Origin of the sequence: Caulobacter endophyticus, from assembly GCF_029543245.1 — a bacterium.
Taxonomy (GTDB): domain Bacteria; phylum Pseudomonadota; class Alphaproteobacteria; order Caulobacterales; family Caulobacteraceae; genus Caulobacter; species Caulobacter endophyticus_A.
The window spans coordinates 227431-246188 of the sequence record NZ_JARQWV010000006.1 but is presented as its reverse complement, the minus strand read 5'-3'; the positions used below and the strand labels follow the sequence as shown (position 1 = coordinate 246188).

The following is an 18758-nucleotide window of genomic DNA, read 5'->3' as shown; positions in this document are numbered from 1 at the left end:
CGATGCGGTCCTCGCCACGCTTGGGCCGGTACCAAGAGCCCTCCCCATGGCGGGGACGGGTTTGATTATGCGGCGGGATTTGGCGCGTCTGATTGAATTGGATGAGAAAGTTGCAAGGGGTTGAGTTCGTTCGGTTCTTTTGTGAATTCGCCGTGGATGGACGCTGCTCTATCCCCGTCCGGGCCACTTTCCGAGCCCAACCCAACGCACGCCTTCCTCGCCCTTGTGGCGAGGATCCATCGTTCAGCCTGCTCAAACCTTTCGAGCATGACCACCGTCTGAGCAGCCGCCGGCATGGGCCCTCGCCACAGGGGCGAGGGAGGCGGGGGTTATTGGCTGGTGGGGTGCGCCGACCTCAGCAGACACTTCCCCCTCCGGCCCTCTGGGCCACCTCCCCCTTCAGGGGGAGGATCTTGCGGGCCGCCTCAGTCGCTCGACGGTCCTTGCGGCGTTGCGGGCTGGGCCGGGGCGGCGGGGACCGGGGTGATGGGGTAGGCGGGCTTGCGCTTGCCCTTCGCGGCGCCTGGGGCGGTTTCTGGCGCGGCTTGCGCGGCCGGCGGGGCGTGGACGTCGGGGATCGGCTCGACCGTGGGGCCGACGACCGAGGGGGCTGGCTTGGGCGGCGGCGGGGGCGGGGCGTCCTTGCCGCCCATGAACGGGAAGCGGCGCTTTTTCACCGGTTCGGGCTGGGCCTCGCCGCGATGCTGGGGCGTGGCCGGCGGCATGCAGCCACGGGCTTCGCCCAGCCCCTTGAGATAGGCGCGGCGTACCGCGCCCGCGGCCATGGCCGACTGGACCATGCGGTCGTGCTTCTCGGCGCCCGACAGCTTGCGGACCCAGCCACGCATCGGGATCAGGTCCTGGGCGGCGCTGGCCATCGCGCCGAGGGCCGCGTCGCCGGCGGCCTTGCGGCCGCGATCCATCAGGTCCTCGTCCTCGCCGGGCGGCACCTGGTCGAGGTCGATGCCGAGGGCCGCGTCCAGCGGCTTGACCAGGGCGGTGAGCTGGCCGCAGCTGGAGGGCTGGGGCCGGGCATAGGGATCCTGCATGGCCTCCAGCAGCACGGCCGGGATCTTGGTGCGCATCAGGTTGACGTCGCGCAGCGGGGCGGTGACCGCGCCTCCGAGGCCGTCCTTGTTGGCCTCGGAGGTGGTCTGGATCTTGTCGGGGTTCTCGACCTCGGCCTGCGCCTGGGCCTCCGGGGCAGGATCGCGCGTGGTGGCGCAGGCGGCCAGCAGGGGCAGCGCGGCGGCGAGGAGGAGCAGGCTTCGCATGACTTGACCCTAACGCGCGAGAAGCCGTGTCGTCATCCGCCGTGTCGCGTACGAATCGAACAGCCCCCCGAAGAGGTCGCGGAGGTTGCGGGCCGACTACGGCCTAGATTGGGCGGGCGGATGAACGAGGCGCCGCCGGCCCCCGCTGGATATTCAGTTCGGGGCTGATTTCGTTCAGGTTTTCGAGAAGAGTTTGGTAGGCCGGCTGGGATTCGAACCCAGGACCATTCGATTAAAAGTCGAATGCTCTACCACTGAGCTACCGGCCCGCTGTCGACACGGAAGGCCGTGAGAAGCGGCGCGGACCATAGTCGGGCGTCGCTTGCGTCGCAAGCCGGGTTTCGACCGTGGCTGTGGATGGGATGGCAATTGAATCCCATATCATGGGCTCGCGTGGCGATATGTGAAATATCTTGCGTCTGGGCCCGTTCTTCGGGATGGTCCGGCGCAGAATGACGGCCGCGGGTCGCGGTACGAAGGGGGAGGCGAATCCGGAATGCAGCTTGCGCGACGCAGTGTTCTGGCCGGCTTGCTGCTGGCCCCCGCGACCGCCGCCACGGCGCAGATGACGGCCCGCAGGTTCGACTTCACCGCCAAGCCGCGCGAGGGCTTCACGCCCGTCGCCGCCGATCGCCTGTATGACGCCGCCAGCGGCTACGGCTTCGAGCCGGGCGAGGGGCGGTCGTTCTCGGTCGCCGTGCCCGAGGGCGACTGGCGCGTGACCCTGGAGGTGGAGGGCGGCGCCGACCTGACCGTCAAGGCCGAGTCCCGCCGGCTGATGGCCGAGCAGATCCGCACCAAGGCCAGGGAGCGCCGCGAGGTGACGTTCGTGGTCAATACCCGCGACGCCTCGCTGCCTCCGCCGCCCAAGAACGCTCCGGGCGGAACCGGCGTGATCCTCAATCCGCGCGAGAAGGGCACGCCCAACTGGGACGACAAGCTTACGGTGGAGTTCTGCGGTCCGGCCCCGAAGGTGGCGCGGATGACGGTCGAGCCCGCCAGCGTGCCGCGCGTCTTCCTGCTGGGCGACTCCACGGTGACCGACCAGCCGTTCGAGCCGGCCGCCGGCTGGGGCCAGATGCTGCCCCGGTTCTTCGCCCCGACGGTGTCGGTGGCCAGCCACGCCGAGTCCGGCGAGACCATGAAGTCGTTCCTGATGGAGCACCGGCTGGACAAGGTGCTGAGCCAGACGCGGGCCGGCGACTTCGCGCTGATCCAGTTCGGGCACAACGACCAGAAGGAAAACTGGCCCCAGACCTATGTGGCGGCCGACAGCACCTATCGCGACTACCTGCGGGCCTATGTCGGCGAGTTCCGGCGCAGGAAGGCGACGCCCGTGCTGGTGACCTCGATGCACCGCCGCCGGTTCGACGGCGAGGGCAGGATCATCAACACCCACGGCGACTATCCGGCCGCGGTGCTGGCGGTGGGCCAGGAGCTGGGCGTGCCGGTCATCGACCTGGCGGCGATGAGCAAGGCGTTCTACGAGGCCCTGGGGCCCGTGCAGTCGCCCAAGGCCTTCGCCGACGGGGGCAAGGACATCACCCACCACGACAATTACGGCGCCTACGAACTGGCGCGCTGCATCGTGCAGGGGATCAAGGCCGGGGTACCGGATCTGGCGCGCCATCTGGCCGCCGACGCCGGCTCGTTCGATCCGGCCAGGCCCACGCCGCCCGACAGCTTCGTCATGGCTCCCAGCGCGGCCCGCAGCAACGCGGCCCTGCGCGGCAATTGATCCTCCTTGCGAGGTAAGAGGTATCCGATGATCGACCGTCGCTCCCTGCTGGCCCTGGCCGGCGCGACCGCCGCCAGCCCCGCCCTGGCCCAGACGGCTCCGGCCGTCAGGCCGACGCTGGAGATCCAGCCGATCTGGCCGGGCAAGGCTCCGGGCGGCGAGAAGGTGACGGTCAAGGAGCAGGTGATCCTGCGCACGCCGGGCGGCGATCCCAACGACACGGCTTTCCTCAACATCACCGATCCGGTGCTGATGATGCGCCGACCGGCAAAGCCCAACGGCGCGGCGATCCTGATGATCCCCGGCGGCGGCTACAAGCGCGTGGCGGTCAGCAAGGCCGGCGGGGCGATCGACAAGTGGATCGCCGATCAGGGCGTGACCGCCTTCGTCATGACCTACCGCCTGCCGGCCGACGGCTGGGCGGCGGGGCCGGACGTGGCGCTGCAGGACGCTCAGCGGGCCATCCGCATCATCCGCTCGCGGGCCGGCGAGCTGGGCCTGGATCCGGCGCGCGTCGGCGTGATGGGCTTCTCGGCCGGCGGGCACCTGGCGGGCCGTCTGTCGACCCAGTTCAAGCGCGAGACCTATGCGCCGATCGACGCCATCGACCAGTTGTCGACCCGGCCCTCGGTGGCGGGGCTGTTCTATCCGGTGGTGACCATGCAGGCGCCGTTCGCCCACGGCGCCTCGATGAAGGAGCTGCTGGCCGGCGACGCCTCGGACGCGCGCCGCAAGGCCGCCTCGCTGGAGCTGGACGTGCCGGCCGACACGCCGCCGACCTTCATCGCCACCGCCGCCGACGACAGGGTGGTGCCGGCCGACAACTCCCTGCTGCTTTACTCGGCCCTGCGCGCGGCCGGCGTGCCCAGCGAGCTGCACATGTTCGAGAAGGGCGGCCACGGCTTCGGCGTGACCGGTCCGCAGGGCATGGACATGGGCTGGCCGCAGCTGCTGCCGCCGTTCCTGCGCCGCCACGGGCTCTACGCGTGATCTTCGACGTCACGGGTTTCGGCGCCGTCGGCGACGGCGTTGCGCTGGACAGCGACGCGATCAACGCCGCCATCCAGGCCGCCCGCGCGGCCGGCGGCGGGACCGTGCGGCTGCCGGCGGGGCGGTATCTGTGCTTCTCGATCCGGCTGGCCGGCGGCGTTACGCTGAAGCTGGAGGAGGGCTGCGTGCTGGTCGCCGCCGATCCGGCCCGGCACGGCGGGACCTACGATCCGCCCGAGGACAATCCGCACGACCTCTACCAGGACTTCGGCCACAGCCACTGGCGCAACAGCCTGATCTGGGGCGAGGACCTCGAGGACGTGGCCATCGAGGGCCCCGGTCGCATCGACGGCGAGGGCCTGACCCGCGAGGGGCCGGGCTCGCGCTGGCGGCGGCAGGCGGGCGAGTTCCCGCTGAGCATGGTCGGCTTGTCGGCCGAGGCGATGGCGGAACTCGTGCCCGAGCGGGCGGCGATGATCGGCCAGGGCAACAAGGCGATCGGGCTCAAGCGCTGCCGCAAGGTGCGGCTCTCGGGCTTCACGCTGGTCAGGGGCGGGCACTTCGCGGTGCTGGCCACGGGGTGCGAGGACCTCGTCATCGAGAACCTGCTGGTCGACACCAACCGCGACGGGCTGGACATCGACGGCTGCTCGCGGGTGCGGATCAGCGGCTGCCGGGTCAACACGCCCAACGACGACGCCATCGTGCTGAAGGCCTCGATGGCCCTGGGAGAGGCGCTGCCGACGCAGGACGTCGAGATCACCGGCTGCCACGTCTCGGGCTTCGATCCGGGCACGGTGCTGGACGGGACCCTGGGCCGCGAGCATCAGATCTCGCCCGACCAGGACCGGGTGACCGGCCGCATCAAGATCGGCACCGAGAGCAACGGCGACTTCCGCCGGATCCGCATCGCCGACTGCGTGCTGGAGCGCTCGCGCGGGCTGGCCCTGGAGACGGTGGACGGCGGGACCATCGAGGACGTCGAGATCAGGAACGTGCGGCTGGTCGAGATGACCAGCTCACCGCTGTTCCTGCGCCTGGGCGCGCGGCTGCGCGGGCCCGAGGGGACACGGCCGGGCGCGCTGCGCCGGGTGAGCGTGCGGGGCCTGGACGGCGGGGCCGCCTTCGCCGACCTGCCGGTGATCCTGGCGGGCCTGGCCGATCATCCGATCGAGGACGTGCGCCTGGAGACCCTGGCCCTGTCGTTCCTGGGCGGGGCGGGGGAGGCGGGCGTCGAGCCGCCGGAACTGGCCGACGCCTATCCCGAGCCGCGGATGTTCGGCGATCCGCCGGCCTGGGGGCTGTGGGCGAGGCACGTGCGGGGCCTGGTGATCGAAGGCCTGAGGCTGACGGCGGATCCTGACGCCCGTGCGCCTGTCAGCATCGACGGAGAGGTCTTCGCGGCCGACCGATTCACCGCTGCCCGGTAGCGGGTGACCGCCGGCGGGCGAGCTTGGCCATGAGCGCCACCTTGAGTGCGTGCAAGCTGCGGCGTAGCGTCGCGAAAGTCGCCTGAGAACCGGCAGACGGTCGATTTTAGCACTTTCGCCTTCAAGATGAGCGAAAAGAAGCGGGATCGGACCGTTCGATCAGGCGCGCTGTCGACACTGGGGCCATGTTTCTAGCCAAGTTCCTAAGAACGCTCGCGACCGTCGCCCTGGTGGCCCTCGCCGCCGTGGGCGCGGACTACCTGATCAATATCGTGCTGCTGAGCCGCCCGGAGGTGTTCACGCCGGGCATGACCATGGCCATCGTCGCCATCGTCGGAACGCCGCTGCTGTACGTCATGCACAGCCAACGCCTGGACCTGAAGATCGCCAAGCTGGACCTGTCGCATAGCCTGAAGGTCCAGCGCCAGACGGCCGAGGAGGCCGAGCGCCGTCGGCTCGAGGCCGAGCGCGCCCTGGGGCGCCTGCGCGAGCAGGAGTCGCTGTACCGCATCCTGGCCAACAACCTGACCGACGCCCTGCTGATGTGGTGGTCGGACGGGCGCCGCCGCTATAACTCGCCGGCCATCGAACAACTGACGGGCTATACTCCCGCCGAGTTCCTGGTCGCGCCGAACCTGCTGGGCGTGAGCGAGGAGGACGGGGCCAAGGCGCTGGCCGCGGTTCGCTCGCTGAAGGGCCCCGCCGACAGTCGCACGCTGGAGTACCAGTTCCGCCGCAAGGACGGCCAGCTGATCTGGATCGAGAGCACCTATTCGATGGTGCCCCAGGAGGAGGGGGGCGGCTTCATCGCCACCAGCCGCGACATCACCGAACGCAAGCGGCTGGCCGAGGAACTGGCGCGGGTGGCCGCCGAGGCGCGGGCCGCGGCCGCCGCCAAGGCCGACTTCCTGGCCAACATGACCCACGAACTGCGTACGCCGCTGACGGCGATCATCGGCTTTTCGGGCCTGCTGCGGCAGTCGTCGGCCCTGTCCGAGGCCGATGCGCGCCAGGTGCGCCTGGTGCACGAGGCCAGCAACACCCTGCTGGGCGTCATCAACGACGTTCTGGACTTCTCGCGCCTGGAGGCGGGCATGGAGTTCGACGCCGAGCCGTTCCGTCCCTGCGACATGGCCCGCTCGGCCGCCGCCCTGATCGAGAGCCAGGCCCAGGCCAAGGGCCTGCCGGTGCTGATCGAGTTTGGACCGGGGCTGGCCCCGCTGCTGGGCGACGCGGCGCGGCTGAACCAGGTGCTGCTGAACTTCCTGTCGAACGCGGTGAAGTTCACCAGCGAGGGCCAGATCGTCATCAGCGTCAGCCAAGCCTCGTCGAGCGTCGGCCAGCGCTTGAGGATGTCGGTGCGCGACAGCGGCATCGGCCTGCCCGACGACATGCACGAGGCGGTGTTCGAGCGCTTCATCCAGGCCGATGCCGGGGTGTCGCGCCGGTTCGGCGGCACAGGCCTGGGCCTGGCGATCTGCAAGCGGATCATCGAGGCGATGGGCGGCCAGATCGGCGTCGAGAGCGCGCAGGGGCGGGGCTCGACCTTCTGGTTCGAGGTCGACCTGCCGATCACCGAGAGCCTGGCCAGCGACCTGCCCGCCGCGCCGTCGCCGGTGAGCCTGGACCAGCCGGTGCGTCTGCTGCTGGTCGAGGACAACCCCGCCAACCGCGAACTGATCGGCGCGCTGCTGGCGCCGTTCGAGGTCGAGGTGGAGATGGCTGTCGACGGCGTGGCGGCGGTCGACGCCTTCAAGGCCGGCAAGGCCTACGACCTCGTTCTGATGGACGTGCAGATGCCGGTGATGGACGGCCTGACCGCCACGCGCCGCATTCGGGCGCTGGAGCCGACGGGGCGCCACATCCCGATCGTGGCCATGACCGCCAACGTCTTGCCCGACCAGATCGCCACCTGCATGGCCGCCGGCATGGACGACCACCTGGGCAAGCCGATCAATCCGGGTCGGCTCCTGGAGATGGTGGCGCGGTGGAGCCAGGCGGAGGCGGCTTAGGTCGGCGCTGACCCCCTCCGGCCCTATGGGCCACCTCCCCCAGAGAGGGAGGATCTACGTAGCGTCCTTCTCCCCTTGCGGGAGAAGGTGTCGACGCAGTCGACGGATGAGGGGTTGCACGAACGAAAACGCCGCGACGGCCGATCGGCTGTCGCGGCGTTTGGCTTCTGAGAGACCCCTCACCCGACCTCCCTTTCGGGAGGCCACCCTCTCCCGCAAGGGGAGAGGGATCCGGATCAGTTGATATCCGGGATCTGGTCGCTGGTGACAGAGGGCCTGGCCTTCTCGCCGCGGCCCCAGAGGCGTTCGTACTTCCAGCCGGTGAGGTCCTCGACGATGGCCTTGGACTCGGGGGTCTCGGCCTCGGTGGCGCCGGCGCGCAGGCGTTCGACCTCGTGGACCAGGACCTCGTGGGTCTTGGCGTTGAGGCGGAACTTCCACGAGATAATCATGCCGGTGACCATCACCAGGATCGGGCCGCCGACCATGATCAGCACCAGGGTGTGGATCGCCTGGGGCGTCTGCTGGACGACCTGGCCCTTGCCGCCCGAGACGAAGCCGCCCAGGCCCAGGAGGGTGGTGGTCAGAAGGATGGCGCCCGACTGGGCGATCTTGCGCACGAAGGTCATGACGCCGGCGAAGATGCCTTCGCGGCGCTGGCCGGTGACGGCCTCGTCGACGTCGGGCAGGTAGTTGTAGACGCCCCAGGGCACGAAGTTCAGCGTGCCGCGGCCCAGGCCCGCCAGGATGATCGGCAGGAACAGCCAGAACAGGACCGTGGGGTTGAAGCCCGAACCGGCGGCGTTGAAGATGTTGCCGTGCAGGCCCTCGACGCCCGCGGCGAAGCCGGCCGGCTTGACCAGGTAGAAGCCCAGGAACAGCAGCAGGGCCGCGCCGACGAAGGTGATGGCCATGCGATAGGCCGCCGTCGGACCGGTCTTGATGATCACGCGGATGGCGATCATCACCGAGATCAGCTGGGCGAAGTACATCATCGTCATCGCCTGGGAGATCACCAGGGTCGAGCCGACCATCACCGTGGCCACGAACAGCGGGAAGGCGGTGTTGAAGATGTCCTGGCTGATATAGCCGCCCAGATACAGCGACAGGTGCTGGCGGAAGGCTTTCAGCTTCAGGGTCGAGAACAGGTCGCGGAACATGTTGACCGGGATCATCGCGGCCTTGCCCCAGTCCATGGCCTCGGGCTGGATCAGCTTTTCGTCCTCGGTGTAGGGGCGCTCCCAGGTGAACAGGACCACCAGCACGACGACCAGGCTGAACAGGCCGCCGAAGATGGCCGCCATGATCAGGAAGGTGTTGGAGCTGTCCTTGCCGCCGAAGTTGTTGATGATCAGCGTGGGCAGGTACGAGGCCAGGATCGCCGAGCTTTGGGCGATCAGCATGCGGGCGCCCGCAAACTTGGCCTTCTCCTTGTAATCCTTCGTCATTTCCGCCGCGAGGGTTTCCCACGGGATCAGGAACATCGTGTAGACGAACTCGAAGAAGATGAAGGTCACCAGGTAGTAGGTGAAGGTCTGGCCCGACACGAAGATCAGGGCGAAGCTGGGCAGCAGCGGAATGGTCAGCAGCAGGAAGATCTTCCGCCGCCCGACCTTACGGCCGATCCAGGTGTGGCGCAGGTTGTCGGAGATGTAGCCGATCAGCGGGCAGGTGATCGCTTCCAGCAGGCGCGGCAGGCCCAGGATCAGGCCGGTCTCGACCGGCGACAGTCCGCAGAAGGTGATGAAGAAGTAGGCCAGCCAGCCGGTGATCACGGCTTGCGCGCCGGCCCCCAACATGTCGCCGGAGCCCCAGCCCCAATAGTTGATCCAGGACGGTTTGCGGGCGTCTGGCGTGGCCATGTTCGTTTCGTGTCCCAAAACTTCGAAAGGCTTCTGGTGAGCCTCTGAATTGTATTCCCCCATCCGTTCTTCCCCGCGCAGGCGGGGATCCAAGCCGAGTTTCCGGCGCTCTCGCTATAGAGTCAGCTTGGATCCCCGCCTTCGCGGGGAAGGTCGGTGAGAGAGTTAGATGAAGGCGCGCTGGAACTCGCCCAGAGCCAGCATGGCCAGCGACTGGCCGTAGGGCATCGAGGTCAGCGGGATGTCCTTGTAGCCCTGGATCGTGTCGAACACCGGGGTGCCGAACGAGACCTGCTGCAGTTCGCCCGCGTCGTCGATGTTGGCCAGCACGCCCTTGATGGCGCGGATGGCGACGGCTTCGTATTCCTTGCCGATGTAGCGCTTGCGGACGGCCTTGAGGACGCCGTAGGCGAAGCCGGCCGTGGCCGAGGCTTCAAGGTACGAGGTCTTGTCGTTGATGATCGTGTGCCACAGGCCGGTTTCCTGGTCCTGGTACTCGGTCAGGGCCTTGATCTGGGCTTCCAGGGCGTCGATCAGGAAGGCGCGCAGGCCGTCGCCCGGCTTCAGGTCGAGCAGCTCGATGAATTCCGGGATGGCGATCGTCACCCAGCAGTTCCCGCGGGCCCACAGGGCGTCGGCGAAGTTGTGACGACCCTCGAAGGTCCAGCCGTGGAACCACAGGCCGGTCTTGCGGTCGGCCAGATACTTGATGTGGACCATGAACTGGCGCTTGGCCTCCTCGACGAAGTCGGGGCGGTCGAGCAGCAGGCCGATCTTGGCCAGCGGCAGCACGCTCATCATCAGCGTGTCGTCCCACAGCTGCTGCGGGTTCTCGCTGTTGAAGACGATGTGCTGGAAGCCGCCTTCCTCGGTGCGCGGACCTTCGTACATGACGTAGTCGGCCCAGGTCTCGAGGTAGGGGATGTAGGTGTGGTCGCCGGTGGCCTCATAGAGGTAGGCCAGGGTCAGGAACGGCGAGACCGTGTTGATGTTCTTGGTCGGGGTGCCGGCCTCGAAGCGGTCGGCGAACCACTTGGTCATGATGTCGAAGGCGCGCTCGTCGCCGTACATCTCGTACTGCTTCCACAGGCCGTAGAGGCCCACGCCGTGGGTCCATTCCCAGTCGTTCCAGCCCTTGGTGTCGATGACGCGGCCGTCGTCGAGGCGCAGCAGGAACTCGCCCGTCTCGTCGGTGATGTCGACGAGGTTGCTGATCAGAAGGGCGATCTTGGCCTTGACGTCCTTGGCCTCGATGCCGTGAGCGAGATTGGGCACGGTAGTCTCCTAAAGGTAAGTTCGGATGAGCACGTGGCTCATTGCTTGTAGTTCGGCGCGGGCACGCGGGCGACGGGCACGCCGCCTTCCACGTTGCGCAGCACTTCCAGTTTGACCGCTTCCAGGGCGTCGCCGGGGGCGCCGTCGCTGGTTACGGCCAGGGCGATGGTGTTCTTGCCGTGCAGATCGACGATGCCGGTCGGCAGCACGAAGGTCCGTTGCGGGCCGACATGGGCGATGAACTGGCCCATGTTCCAGCCATTGACGAAGATCAGCACGCGATAGCGGCCGGGCGAGCGCGGGGTCTTCGGATCGCCGATCGTCAGGCCCAGGGTCACGTCCTGGTCCTTGGGCAGGGCCAGGTCGAAGTTGGTGCGATACCAGGTGGTGCCGGCGTAGGGCGCAGGTGCGGCCATATCGGCCTTGGCCCAGCCCTGGTCGGGGAAGCCCGGCAGGTGCCAGCCGTTGCGCTCGCCGTACTGGCCGCCTTCGTTCATCGGGCCGCGCACCGGATCGGCGATGTCCTCGCCGCCCTTGTTGCCCTGGATCTTCCAGGCGATCGGCACGGCGAAGCTGTAGCTCGTCGGGCTCGACAGCGAGGCCGAGACGAGGCCGCGGGCTTCCTTGTGGAAGTCGTCGGCGTCGAGGTCCCAGTTGTGGCCGTTGTTGCGGACCATCACCGACAGGACGTGCTCGCCGTCGCCGCGCAGGGCTTCCGGCAGCTTGAAGGTGGCCACGCCCGTGGTGATCGGGCGGGGCAGGCCGCCGTCCAGCTCGTGCTGGCCCAGGAACTTGCCGTCCAGCCAGACCTGCAGCATGCCGGCGCCGCCGGCGCCGTAATGCAGGGTCAGGGTGTCGATGTCGGCGCGGCCCTTGTAGCGGCCGCGATACCAGACGTCGCCGTGGTGGAAGCCGTGGGTGCTCATGTCGAGCGCCGGCTGGCCCGTCGGCGGACGCACGGTGGAGCCGCCGCGCTTGCCCTCGGCCTTGGCCCAGGCGCTGTCGTCGAAGGCCGGATCCGACTCCGGCGAGCCGGCGGCGGTCTTCCAGTCGAGCTTGGCCAGGTCGGGCACGGTGACGGCGGTGGGGCCGGCCAGCGCCTTGGACGCCAGCAGCGAGCCCGAAGCCGTGGCCTTGGCGGCGACGGCCGCGCCGTTCCAGCGGACGGACTTCACGCCCTTGGGCGCGAAGACTTCCAGGGCGCTTTCGGTCTCGGTGTCGCCGGTCAGCGACAGGACCGCGCCCTTGACGCTGGCCGAGCGAACGAGGCCTGGGCCGCGTTGCAGGGTCGGGCCGGCCGCGGTGTCCTGGCGCCAGAAGGTCTGGCCCGTGGCCTCGTCGGCCAGCAGCAGCGTCAGCGGCGGACGGCCGCCGCCGGTGATGCGCACGCGGGCGAGACCCGTGTGGGTGTAGGAGAGCTTCAGGTCGCCCTTGGCCGCGTCGAAGCTCGACGAGACCTGGCCTTCCAGCACCTCGACCTTGGGGGCCTCGGCATAGCGCAGGACGGTTTCACCGGCCTCGCCGGCGCGGCCGTACATCAAGGCCAGGTCGCCGCCGTTCCAGGGCAGGTGGGTCTGGATCTCGGAGGTCGAATAGACGAGCCGCTGGCCGCCCAGGTCGTAGCTGGCCATCAGCATCTTGCTGTCCTGGCCCTTGATCCGCGAGGGGACCACGTACTCGCCGTCGCGGGTCTTGACCTTGAAGGTGAAGGCCTCGTCGCCGGTGGCGCTGCTGGGGTTGTGGATCACCACATAGAGGTGGCTGCCGGTCTCGGCGTTGACGTTGTGATAGACGCGGACCTTGTCGTTCGAGGGAACGACGGCCTCGCCCTTGTCCATGCGGGTCAGGTCCGGAACGGCGTTCAGGAACTGGCCCATCTGCTTCATGACGCGGGCCTTGTCGCGCAGGCCGCGGGCCTCGTCGATGGCCGAGCCGTAGTCGTAGGAGCTGAAGACCACCGGGGCCGGCGACCAGCCCCAGCTGGTCCCGCCATAGGTCATGTAGAAGCTCTGGATCGTCAGGCCGTTGGCGATGTTGGTTCCGTAGAACACCCGCTGATAGCCGACGCCGCGATGGATGGCGGTGCAGTCGTAGTCGCCGTTGCTGCCCCAGTAGTCGAACCAGCCGCCGCCGAACTCGGCCGCGAAGCCGGGCGTGTTGGGGCTGGCCGAGGCGCCGCCCTTGGCCCCGCCGGCGCCGTAGAGGCCCCAGTCGGGGGCCACGCCGGGCGAGGAGGGGGTGGAGTCGACCTTGCACGAGCCGCCCGGATAGCCGTCGAAGGCGTAGAGGTCGGTCGGGCCTTCGACGGAGCCTGGCACGTTGGAGCCCTTGGGCACCCAGTAGCCGTTGCGGCCCTTGTCGTTGTGGAACAGCGGGACGGTGATCCCATCCGCGCGGGCTTTGTCGGCCAGCCACTGCATGTAGCGCTGCTGCGGCGCGCCCACGACGTCGAGCTCGTTCTCGATCTGGTGGGCGATGACCGTGCCCTGGCCGGTGGTCAGCTGGTGGCGGGCGATGACCTTGTTGATCTGGCTCAGCCACTCGTCGGCGGCCTGGATGTATTCCGGCGCGTCGGTGCGGGCGCGGGCCTGCTGGTTGACGAGGTGGCCGGGGAAGCCGCCGCGCGTCAGCTCGGCGTTCACGTACGGCCCGGCGCGGGTGATGACGTAGAGGCCTTCTTCCTTGGCCATGGTCAGCACGCGATCCATGTCGCGAATGCCCGAGAAGTCGTAGACCCCCTGCTTGGGCGAGTGGTAGCCCCAGTCGATGTAGATCGCGACGGTGTTGTAGCCGCTGGCCTTCATCTTCTGGAGGATGTCGCGCCAGAGATCCGGGCTGGGCACGCGGAAGGGGTGGAACTCGCCGCCCCAGGAATAGATGCGATTGCCGTCGACCTTCAGGGAGTACTTGTCCCAGGTGATCTTGTGGGCTTCGGCGGGCTTCTCCGCGACCGCCTGCTCGCCGCCTTCCTTCAGCACGGTGAAGTGGCGGACGGTGCCCGACAGCTCGGGCAGTTCCTTCTTGGGCGTCCAGGTGCGGAAGCCGTCGGTGCTGTCGGAGTACCAGTAGCGCTTCGACATGTACTCGTCGAAATAGATGCGCCAGGCGCCTTCAGGCGTGCGGGTGAGGGCGGGGCCTTCGAGGAACTTGCCCCAGCCGGCCCAGTCGCCGCCGCCCTTGACCTGCCAGGGGCCGTCCAGCGACGGGGCGGTCAGAAGCTCGATGAACTTGGTGGTCTCGTTCTTGGCGAAGGCCTGGTACTGCGAGCCCTCGCGCACGACGAAGGCGTCGATGTAGTTGGGGCCCATGCCCGACAGCGGGCGCGGCGCGCTCCAGGTCGAGAGGTCGGCGTCCTGCGCCGTGATCCGGTAAGGCTGGAACTGGCCCGCGATGCCGGTGGTCGAGACCGACAGAATCAGGTGCTCCGAACCGTCGGCGTCGACGAACCACTCCGGCGCCCAGGTGTTGGTCGAGCCGGGCACGTCGACGGTGACGTCGCGCAGGAAGGTCCAGTCGACCAGGTCCTTGCTGCGGGCCAGGCCGATCGTGTTGCCGGTCCAGCCGGTGGTGTAGGCGACGTAGTAGAAGCCGTCCTTGCGCTTGATGACGCTGGGATCGCGGATCAGCCCCTTGGGCGGGGTGTAGGCCAGCGGCTTCTGCAAGGTGAAGCGCGAGCCGTCGGCCGAGTCGTACACGCTCATGTTCGACTGGCTGGCGTTGGTGAACGCCGTCATGACGTAGCGCGTCGGCTCGGCCGCAGTCGCGCCGGAGAGCGCGGTGGTGGCGAGCAGGGCGGCGGCGAGGCCGAAGAGGGCGGGACGCTTGATCACTGGTCTCAGCCCTCGAAGTAGAAGACGGGCTTGAGCGGCCATTCGACCGGCTTGTTGTCCGGATGGACGTCCATCAGGTCGGCCATGAAGTCCCACCAGCGCTTCATCACCGGCTGCAGGGGCAGGGTGTCCTTATTGTTGTCGGGCTTCAGGCGAAGCACGGCGAACAGGCTCATGGTCTCTTCGTCGAGGAAGATCGAATAGTCGTAGATGCCGGCGTTGCGCAGGGCCTCGGCCAGGTCGGGCCACAGCTCGTCGTGACGGCGCTCGTACTCGGCGGCGACACCGGGCTTCAGCTGCATGCGGAAGGCGATCGGGCGGCCTTCGGTCAGCGTGCTCATGGGGTGTTCCTCCGGGCGTCGTTTCTTGGTTTTCAGGCGATGCGGTAGACGGCGGCGGCCGTGCCGGCGAACAGGCGCTGGCGCTCGGCGTCGCTGAACCCGGCCGTGATGGCGTCGTAGGCCGCGTAGAAGGCGTCGAACGAGCCGTGCACCTTCTCGACCGGGAAGTTGCTGGCGAACATGGTCCGCTCCACGCCGAAGGTCTCGATGACCTGCAGGACGAACGGACGCAGGCTTTCCACCGTCCAGGCGCGGTCGACCATCGCCAGGCCCGAGACCTTGCAGGTGACGTTCGGACGCTGGGCCAGCGCGGCCATGCCGGAGCGCCACAGCGCCAGGCCCGCCTCGTCGCGATCGGTCGGCATGCCGGCGTGGTTCACCACCAGCGCGATGTCGGGATGGGCGTCGGCCAGGGCCGCGGCGGTTTCCATCTGCGCGGGGTAGAGCTGCAGGTCGAACGACAGCCCGTGCTTGGCCAGCAGGCCGAAGCCGGCGCGCCACTGGTCGTTCAGCAGCAGGTCGGACGGGCCGTAGGTCTTGGCCGGGTCCGCGTGGAAATTGACGATCTGGCGGATCCCGCGCACGTGCGGCCGCGAGGCGTGCGCCTCCAGCAGGGCCTCGACGTTGGGATCATCCAGGTTGGCGCCGGCGACGATCGCGCCAATGGGAGCGCCGGCGGCGACCAGGCTTTCCAGCCAGTCGGTCTCGGAAAGCTGCTTGTCGGTAGGCAGGCCGCACTCGACGTGGACCAGGCTCTGGACGCGCCAGGGCAGGGCGTCGGCGGCGTAGTCGGCGGGCAGGTAGTTCTTGCCGGCGATCAGGCTCATGTCGCCCGCCGGGTTGCCCGGCAGGGGAACGTCCTGCAGCCAGGAATAGTAGTGCTTGCCGAGGTCCCACAGGTGCATGTGGGCGTCGATGATCGGACCCGTGTACGCCATGCCTGTCCCCTTGGGCTCGCAAGCCCCGGGCCAGCCTGTCCTGGTGGACGGGCTGGCCCGGTCTCAAACTAGAAGGTCGTCCGGCCGCCGGACGTGTCGAAGGTGGCGGCGGTGGTGAAGCTGCACTCCTCGCTGGCCATGAAGCAGACCATCGCGGCGCTTTCCTCGACTTCGCCGAGGCGACCCATCGGGATCTTCGAGCGCATGTACTCGACCTGGCTGGCGGGCAGCTGCTCGAGGATCGGGCTCTCGAAGGTGGCGGGGGTCAGGCTGTTGGCGATGACGCCCTTGCCGGCCAGTTCCTTGCCCAGCGACTTGGTGAGGCCAATGACCCCGGCCTTCGACGCCGAATAGGCGCTGGCGTTGGGGTTGCCTTCCTTGCCGGCCACCGAGGCGACGTTGACGATGCGGCCGTAGCCGGCGCCCAGCATGTGCGGCACCACCGAACGGCAGCAATAGAACAGGCCGTTCAGGTTGATGTCGATGACGCGCTTCCAGCTGTCGAGCGGGAACTCGTGCACCGGAACCGTGGCGCCGGTGATGCCGGCCGAGTTGACCAGAACGTCGATCTTGCCGAGGGCGTCGACGCTGGCGGTCGTGGCGGCGGCCACCTGGGTTTCGTCGGAGACGTCCAGCGCGACGGTGAAGGTCGCGCCGACTTCCTTGGCGGCGGCTTCCAGCGCGTCGGCGTTCAGGTCCCACAGGGCGACCTTGCCGCCTTCGGCGACGATGCGGCGGGCGGTTTCCTTGCCCAGGCCCGAAGCGCCGCCGGTGATGACGGCGGTGCGGCCCGCAAAGCGATTGGCGTAAACGGTCACGAGACGCCTTCCTTGGTCCAGGCGATGACTTCCTGGCGCTGCTCGCCGAGCTTCTCGATGCCCAGGGTCATGACGTCGCCCGGCTTCAGGAAGATCTTTTCCGGCTTCTGGCCTTCGCCGACGCCCGGAGGGGTGCCGGTGGTCAGGATGTCGCCCGGCTCGAGGGTGACGAAGCGGCTCATGTAGGCGATGAGCTCGGCGACGCCGAAGATCATCGTCTTGCTGTTGCCGGTCTGCATGCGCTTGCCGTTGAGGTCGAGCCACATGTCGAGGTTCTGGCAGTCGCCGACTTCATCGGCGGTGACGACCCAGGGGCCCACCGGACCGAAGGTGTCGCAACCTTTGCCCTTGTCCCACTGCGAGCCCAGCTCCTTCTGGAAGGCGCGCTCGGAGACGTCGTTCACCAGCACGTAGCCGGCGACGTAGTCCAGGGCTTCGGATTGCTCGACATAGCGGGCGCGCTTGCCGATCACGACGCCCAGCTCGACTTCCCAGTCGCCCTTCTCGGCGCCCTTGGGCAGCATCACCTGGTCGTTCGGGCCGTTCAGGCACGAGATCGCCTTGGTGAAGAAGATCGGCTCGGGCGGGGGCTCGAGGCCGGCTTCCTTGGCATGGTCGGCGAAGTTCAGGCCGATGGCCAGGAACTTGCCGACATTGCCGATCGGCACGCCGTAGCGCGGCGAGCCTTCGACCACCGGCAGGGTGGACGGGTCGATGGCGGCGATCTTGGCCAGGCCTTCCGGGGTCAGCTCAGCGCCGGTGATGTCGGACACGTGGCCCGACAGGTCGCGGATCTTGCCTTCGGAATCCAGCAGGCCGGGCTTTTCGGCGCCCCGCGGGCCGTAACGCAACAGTTTCATGGTCTTCTGGCTCTAGGGGTAAAATGGGGGAAGGGGAGGCGCGGCTTACCGCGGATAGGGACGGTGCAGGCCGACGTCGCGGTTCAGCTCGACGCCGAAGCCGGGCGCGTCGCCGAGCTTGAGCTTGCCGTTGACCGGAACGGGCTCGCCGATCAGCTGCGGATGGAACATCGGCACGACCTCGTCGGCCTTGGGCGCCATCATCAGGAACTCGGCGAACGGGCTGTTATGGCGCGTGATGACGAAGTGGTAGCTGTACACCGACGAGCCGTGCGGGATCATCATCACGCCCTTGCTGTCGGCCAGGTTGGCGATCTTGATCAGCTCGGTGACGCCGCCGCACCAGCCCACGTCCGGCTGGATGATGTCGCAGCATTCCATCTCCAGCAGCATGCGGAAGCCCCAGCGGGTGGCTTCGTGCTCGCCGGTGGTGACCAGCATGCCGGGAGGGGCGTTCTTCTTCAGGTCGCGGTAGCCCCAGTAGTCGTCGGGGCTCAGGGCCTCTTCGATCCACTTCAGGCCGTACTCGTGGGCCTTGTGGGCCAGCTTGGTGGCGTAGTTGAGGTCCAGCGACATCCAGCAGTCGAACATCAGCCAGAAGTCCTCGCCCACGCGGTTGCGCATGGTTTCGAGTTCCAGGAGGTTCTTGCGCAGGCCCTCTTCACCCTCGGCCGGGCCGTGGTGCAGGGGCATCTTGCCGCCGATGAAGCCCATTTCCTTGGCCAGGTCCGGACGCGCGCCCGTGGCGTAGAAGGTCAGCTCGTCGCGAACCTTGCCGCCCAGCAGGGCGTAGACCGGCTCCTGGCGCAGCTTGCCGATCAGGTCGTAGAGCGCCAGGTCGACGCCCGAGATGGCGTTCACGACCAGGCCCTTGCGGCCGTAGTACTGGGTGGAGAAGTACATCTGGTCCCAGATCTTCTCGACCTCGGTCGGATCACGACCTTCGAGGAAGCGGGCCAGGTGCTTTTCGACGATGTAGGCGGCCGGCTCGCCGCCGGTGGTCACCGCGAAACCGATCGTGCCGTCGACGGCCTCGATCTCGACGACCAGGGTGCCGAGCACGTTGATGCCGAAGCTCTGGCGGCTCTGGCGGTACTCGGGATAGCGCGACATCGGGGTGGCGATGTGGTCGTCGATCCAGTGGCCTTCGCCCTGGTCGTGATAGTCGGCGCCGCCCCCGCGGACCACATAGGCGCGAACAGCCTTGATCAAGGGAAGCGGCATCTCGTGCTCCAACCATCGCCCGGTCTGTCGTGACCGGATCTGCCCCTATGGGGGGAGGCGCGCCAGCGGGGCCGCCGAACGACGCGAACGGATGTTCGCGCTACCTCCCCAGAACGTCGTATGACACGCTTGTCGCAGGACCCCCGCGACCGAAAGAGTCGCTGAT

The 18758-nt window shown here is 68.2% G+C and carries 13 protein-coding genes and 1 tRNA gene; 4 read left to right on the top strand and 10 right to left on the bottom strand.

Annotated features, from left to right (window positions below):
• Positions 1-425: 425 nt before the first annotated feature.
• Both P7A99_RS08245 and P7A99_RS08240 read right to left on the bottom strand, forming a co-directional pair.
• A complete protein-coding gene (locus P7A99_RS08245) occupies positions 426-1274 on the bottom strand; it encodes a hypothetical protein (protein ID WP_277793416.1) in 849 nt (282 codons plus the stop codon).
• A gap of 194 nt (positions 1275-1468) precedes the next feature.
• Positions 1469-1543 (bottom strand) — tRNA-Lys (locus P7A99_RS08240).
• Positions 1544-1770: 227 nt separating this feature from the next.
• Here P7A99_RS08240 and P7A99_RS08235 point away from each other — a divergent pair.
• The 4 genes from P7A99_RS08235 (at position 1771) to P7A99_RS08220 (ending at position 7444) form a co-directional block, all read left to right on the top strand.
• Complete coding sequence (locus P7A99_RS08235) at positions 1771-3012, top strand: rhamnogalacturonan acetylesterase (RefSeq protein ID WP_277793415.1); 1242 nt, start codon at positions 1771-1773, stop codon at positions 3010-3012.
• Positions 3013-3039: 27 nt separating this feature from the next.
• On the top strand, positions 3040-4002 hold the full coding sequence (locus P7A99_RS08230) for an alpha/beta hydrolase (protein ID WP_277793414.1): 963 nt from the start codon (positions 3040-3042) through the stop codon (positions 4000-4002).
• The gene (locus tag P7A99_RS08225) at positions 3999-5432 is read left to right on the top strand and encodes a rhamnogalacturonidase (protein WP_277793413.1); all 1434 of its coding nucleotides are present in this window, start codon (positions 3999-4001) and stop codon (positions 5430-5432) included. The genes P7A99_RS08230 and P7A99_RS08225 overlap by 4 nt, the downstream gene beginning before the upstream one ends.
• A 185-nt stretch (positions 5433-5617) precedes the next feature.
• Entirely contained in the window at positions 5618-7444 is a 1827-nt protein-coding gene (locus tag P7A99_RS08220; protein WP_277793412.1) for a hybrid sensor histidine kinase/response regulator, read from the top strand.
• 236 nt (positions 7445-7680) lie between these two features.
• Here P7A99_RS08220 and P7A99_RS08215 read toward each other — a convergent pair whose 3' ends face one another.
• The 8 genes from P7A99_RS08215 to rhmD form a co-directional block, all read right to left on the bottom strand.
• The gene (locus P7A99_RS08215; RefSeq protein WP_277793411.1) at positions 7681-9306 is read right to left on the bottom strand and encodes an MFS transporter; all 1626 of its coding nucleotides are present in this window, start codon (positions 9304-9306) and stop codon (positions 7681-7683) included.
• A gap of 165 nt (positions 9307-9471) precedes the next feature.
• A complete protein-coding gene (locus P7A99_RS08210) occupies positions 9472-10581 on the bottom strand; it encodes a glycoside hydrolase family 88/105 protein (RefSeq protein WP_109099342.1) in 1110 nt (369 codons plus the stop codon).
• A gap of 38 nt (positions 10582-10619) precedes the next feature.
• Entirely contained in the window at positions 10620-14411 is a 3792-nt protein-coding gene (locus tag P7A99_RS08205; RefSeq protein ID WP_277793410.1) for a beta-galactosidase, read from the bottom strand.
• A gap of 5 nt (positions 14412-14416) precedes the next feature.
• On the bottom strand, positions 14417-14752 hold the full coding sequence (gene rhaM / locus P7A99_RS08200; protein ID WP_277793409.1) for an L-rhamnose mutarotase: 336 nt from the start codon (positions 14750-14752) through the stop codon (positions 14417-14419).
• A gap of 32 nt (positions 14753-14784) precedes the next feature.
• On the bottom strand, positions 14785-15690 hold the full coding sequence (locus P7A99_RS08195) for an amidohydrolase family protein (RefSeq protein ID WP_277793408.1): 906 nt from the start codon (positions 15688-15690) through the stop codon (positions 14785-14787).
• A 68-nt stretch (positions 15691-15758) separates the two neighbouring features.
• Complete coding sequence (locus P7A99_RS08190) at positions 15759-16508, bottom strand: SDR family NAD(P)-dependent oxidoreductase (protein ID WP_277793407.1); 750 nt, start codon at positions 16506-16508, stop codon at positions 15759-15761.
• Positions 16505-17368: a fumarylacetoacetate hydrolase family protein gene (locus tag P7A99_RS08185; protein WP_277793406.1), complete on the bottom strand. Its 864-nt coding sequence runs from the start codon at positions 17366-17368 to the stop codon at positions 16505-16507. Before P7A99_RS08185 ends, P7A99_RS08190 begins: the two co-directional genes overlap by 4 nt.
• Positions 17369-17413: 45 nt before the next feature.
• Positions 17414-18592, bottom strand: coding sequence for an L-rhamnonate dehydratase (gene rhmD / locus P7A99_RS08180; RefSeq protein ID WP_165262217.1), 1179 nt, complete (start codon positions 18590-18592; stop codon positions 17414-17416).
• Positions 18593-18758: the final 166 nt, after the last annotated feature.

Coding starts and splice junctions, on each gene's coding strand:
- P7A99_RS08245 (WP_277793416.1), bottom strand. CDS start 1,274: ATGCGAAGCCTGCTCCTCCTCGCCGCCGCGCTGCCCCTGCTGGCCGCC.
- P7A99_RS08235 (WP_277793415.1), top strand. CDS start 1,771: ATGCAGCTTGCGCGACGCAGTGTTCTGGCCGGCTTGCTGCTGGCCCCC.
- P7A99_RS08230 (WP_277793414.1), top strand. CDS start 3,040: ATGATCGACCGTCGCTCCCTGCTGGCCCTGGCCGGCGCGACCGCCGCC.
- P7A99_RS08220 (WP_277793412.1), top strand. CDS start 5,618: ATGTTTCTAGCCAAGTTCCTAAGAACGCTCGCGACCGTCGCCCTGGTG.
- P7A99_RS08215 (WP_277793411.1), bottom strand. CDS start 9,306: ATGGCCACGCCAGACGCCCGCAAACCGTCCTGGATCAACTATTGGGGC.
- rhaM (WP_277793409.1), bottom strand. CDS start 14,752: ATGAGCACGCTGACCGAAGGCCGCCCGATCGCCTTCCGCATGCAGCTG.
- P7A99_RS08195 (WP_277793408.1), bottom strand. CDS start 15,690: ATGGCGTACACGGGTCCGATCATCGACGCCCACATGCACCTGTGGGAC.
- P7A99_RS08185 (WP_277793406.1), bottom strand. CDS start 17,368: ATGAAACTGTTGCGTTACGGCCCGCGGGGCGCCGAAAAGCCCGGCCTG.
- rhmD (WP_165262217.1), bottom strand. CDS start 18,592: ATGCCGCTTCCCTTGATCAAGGCTGTTCGCGCCTATGTGGTCCGCGGG.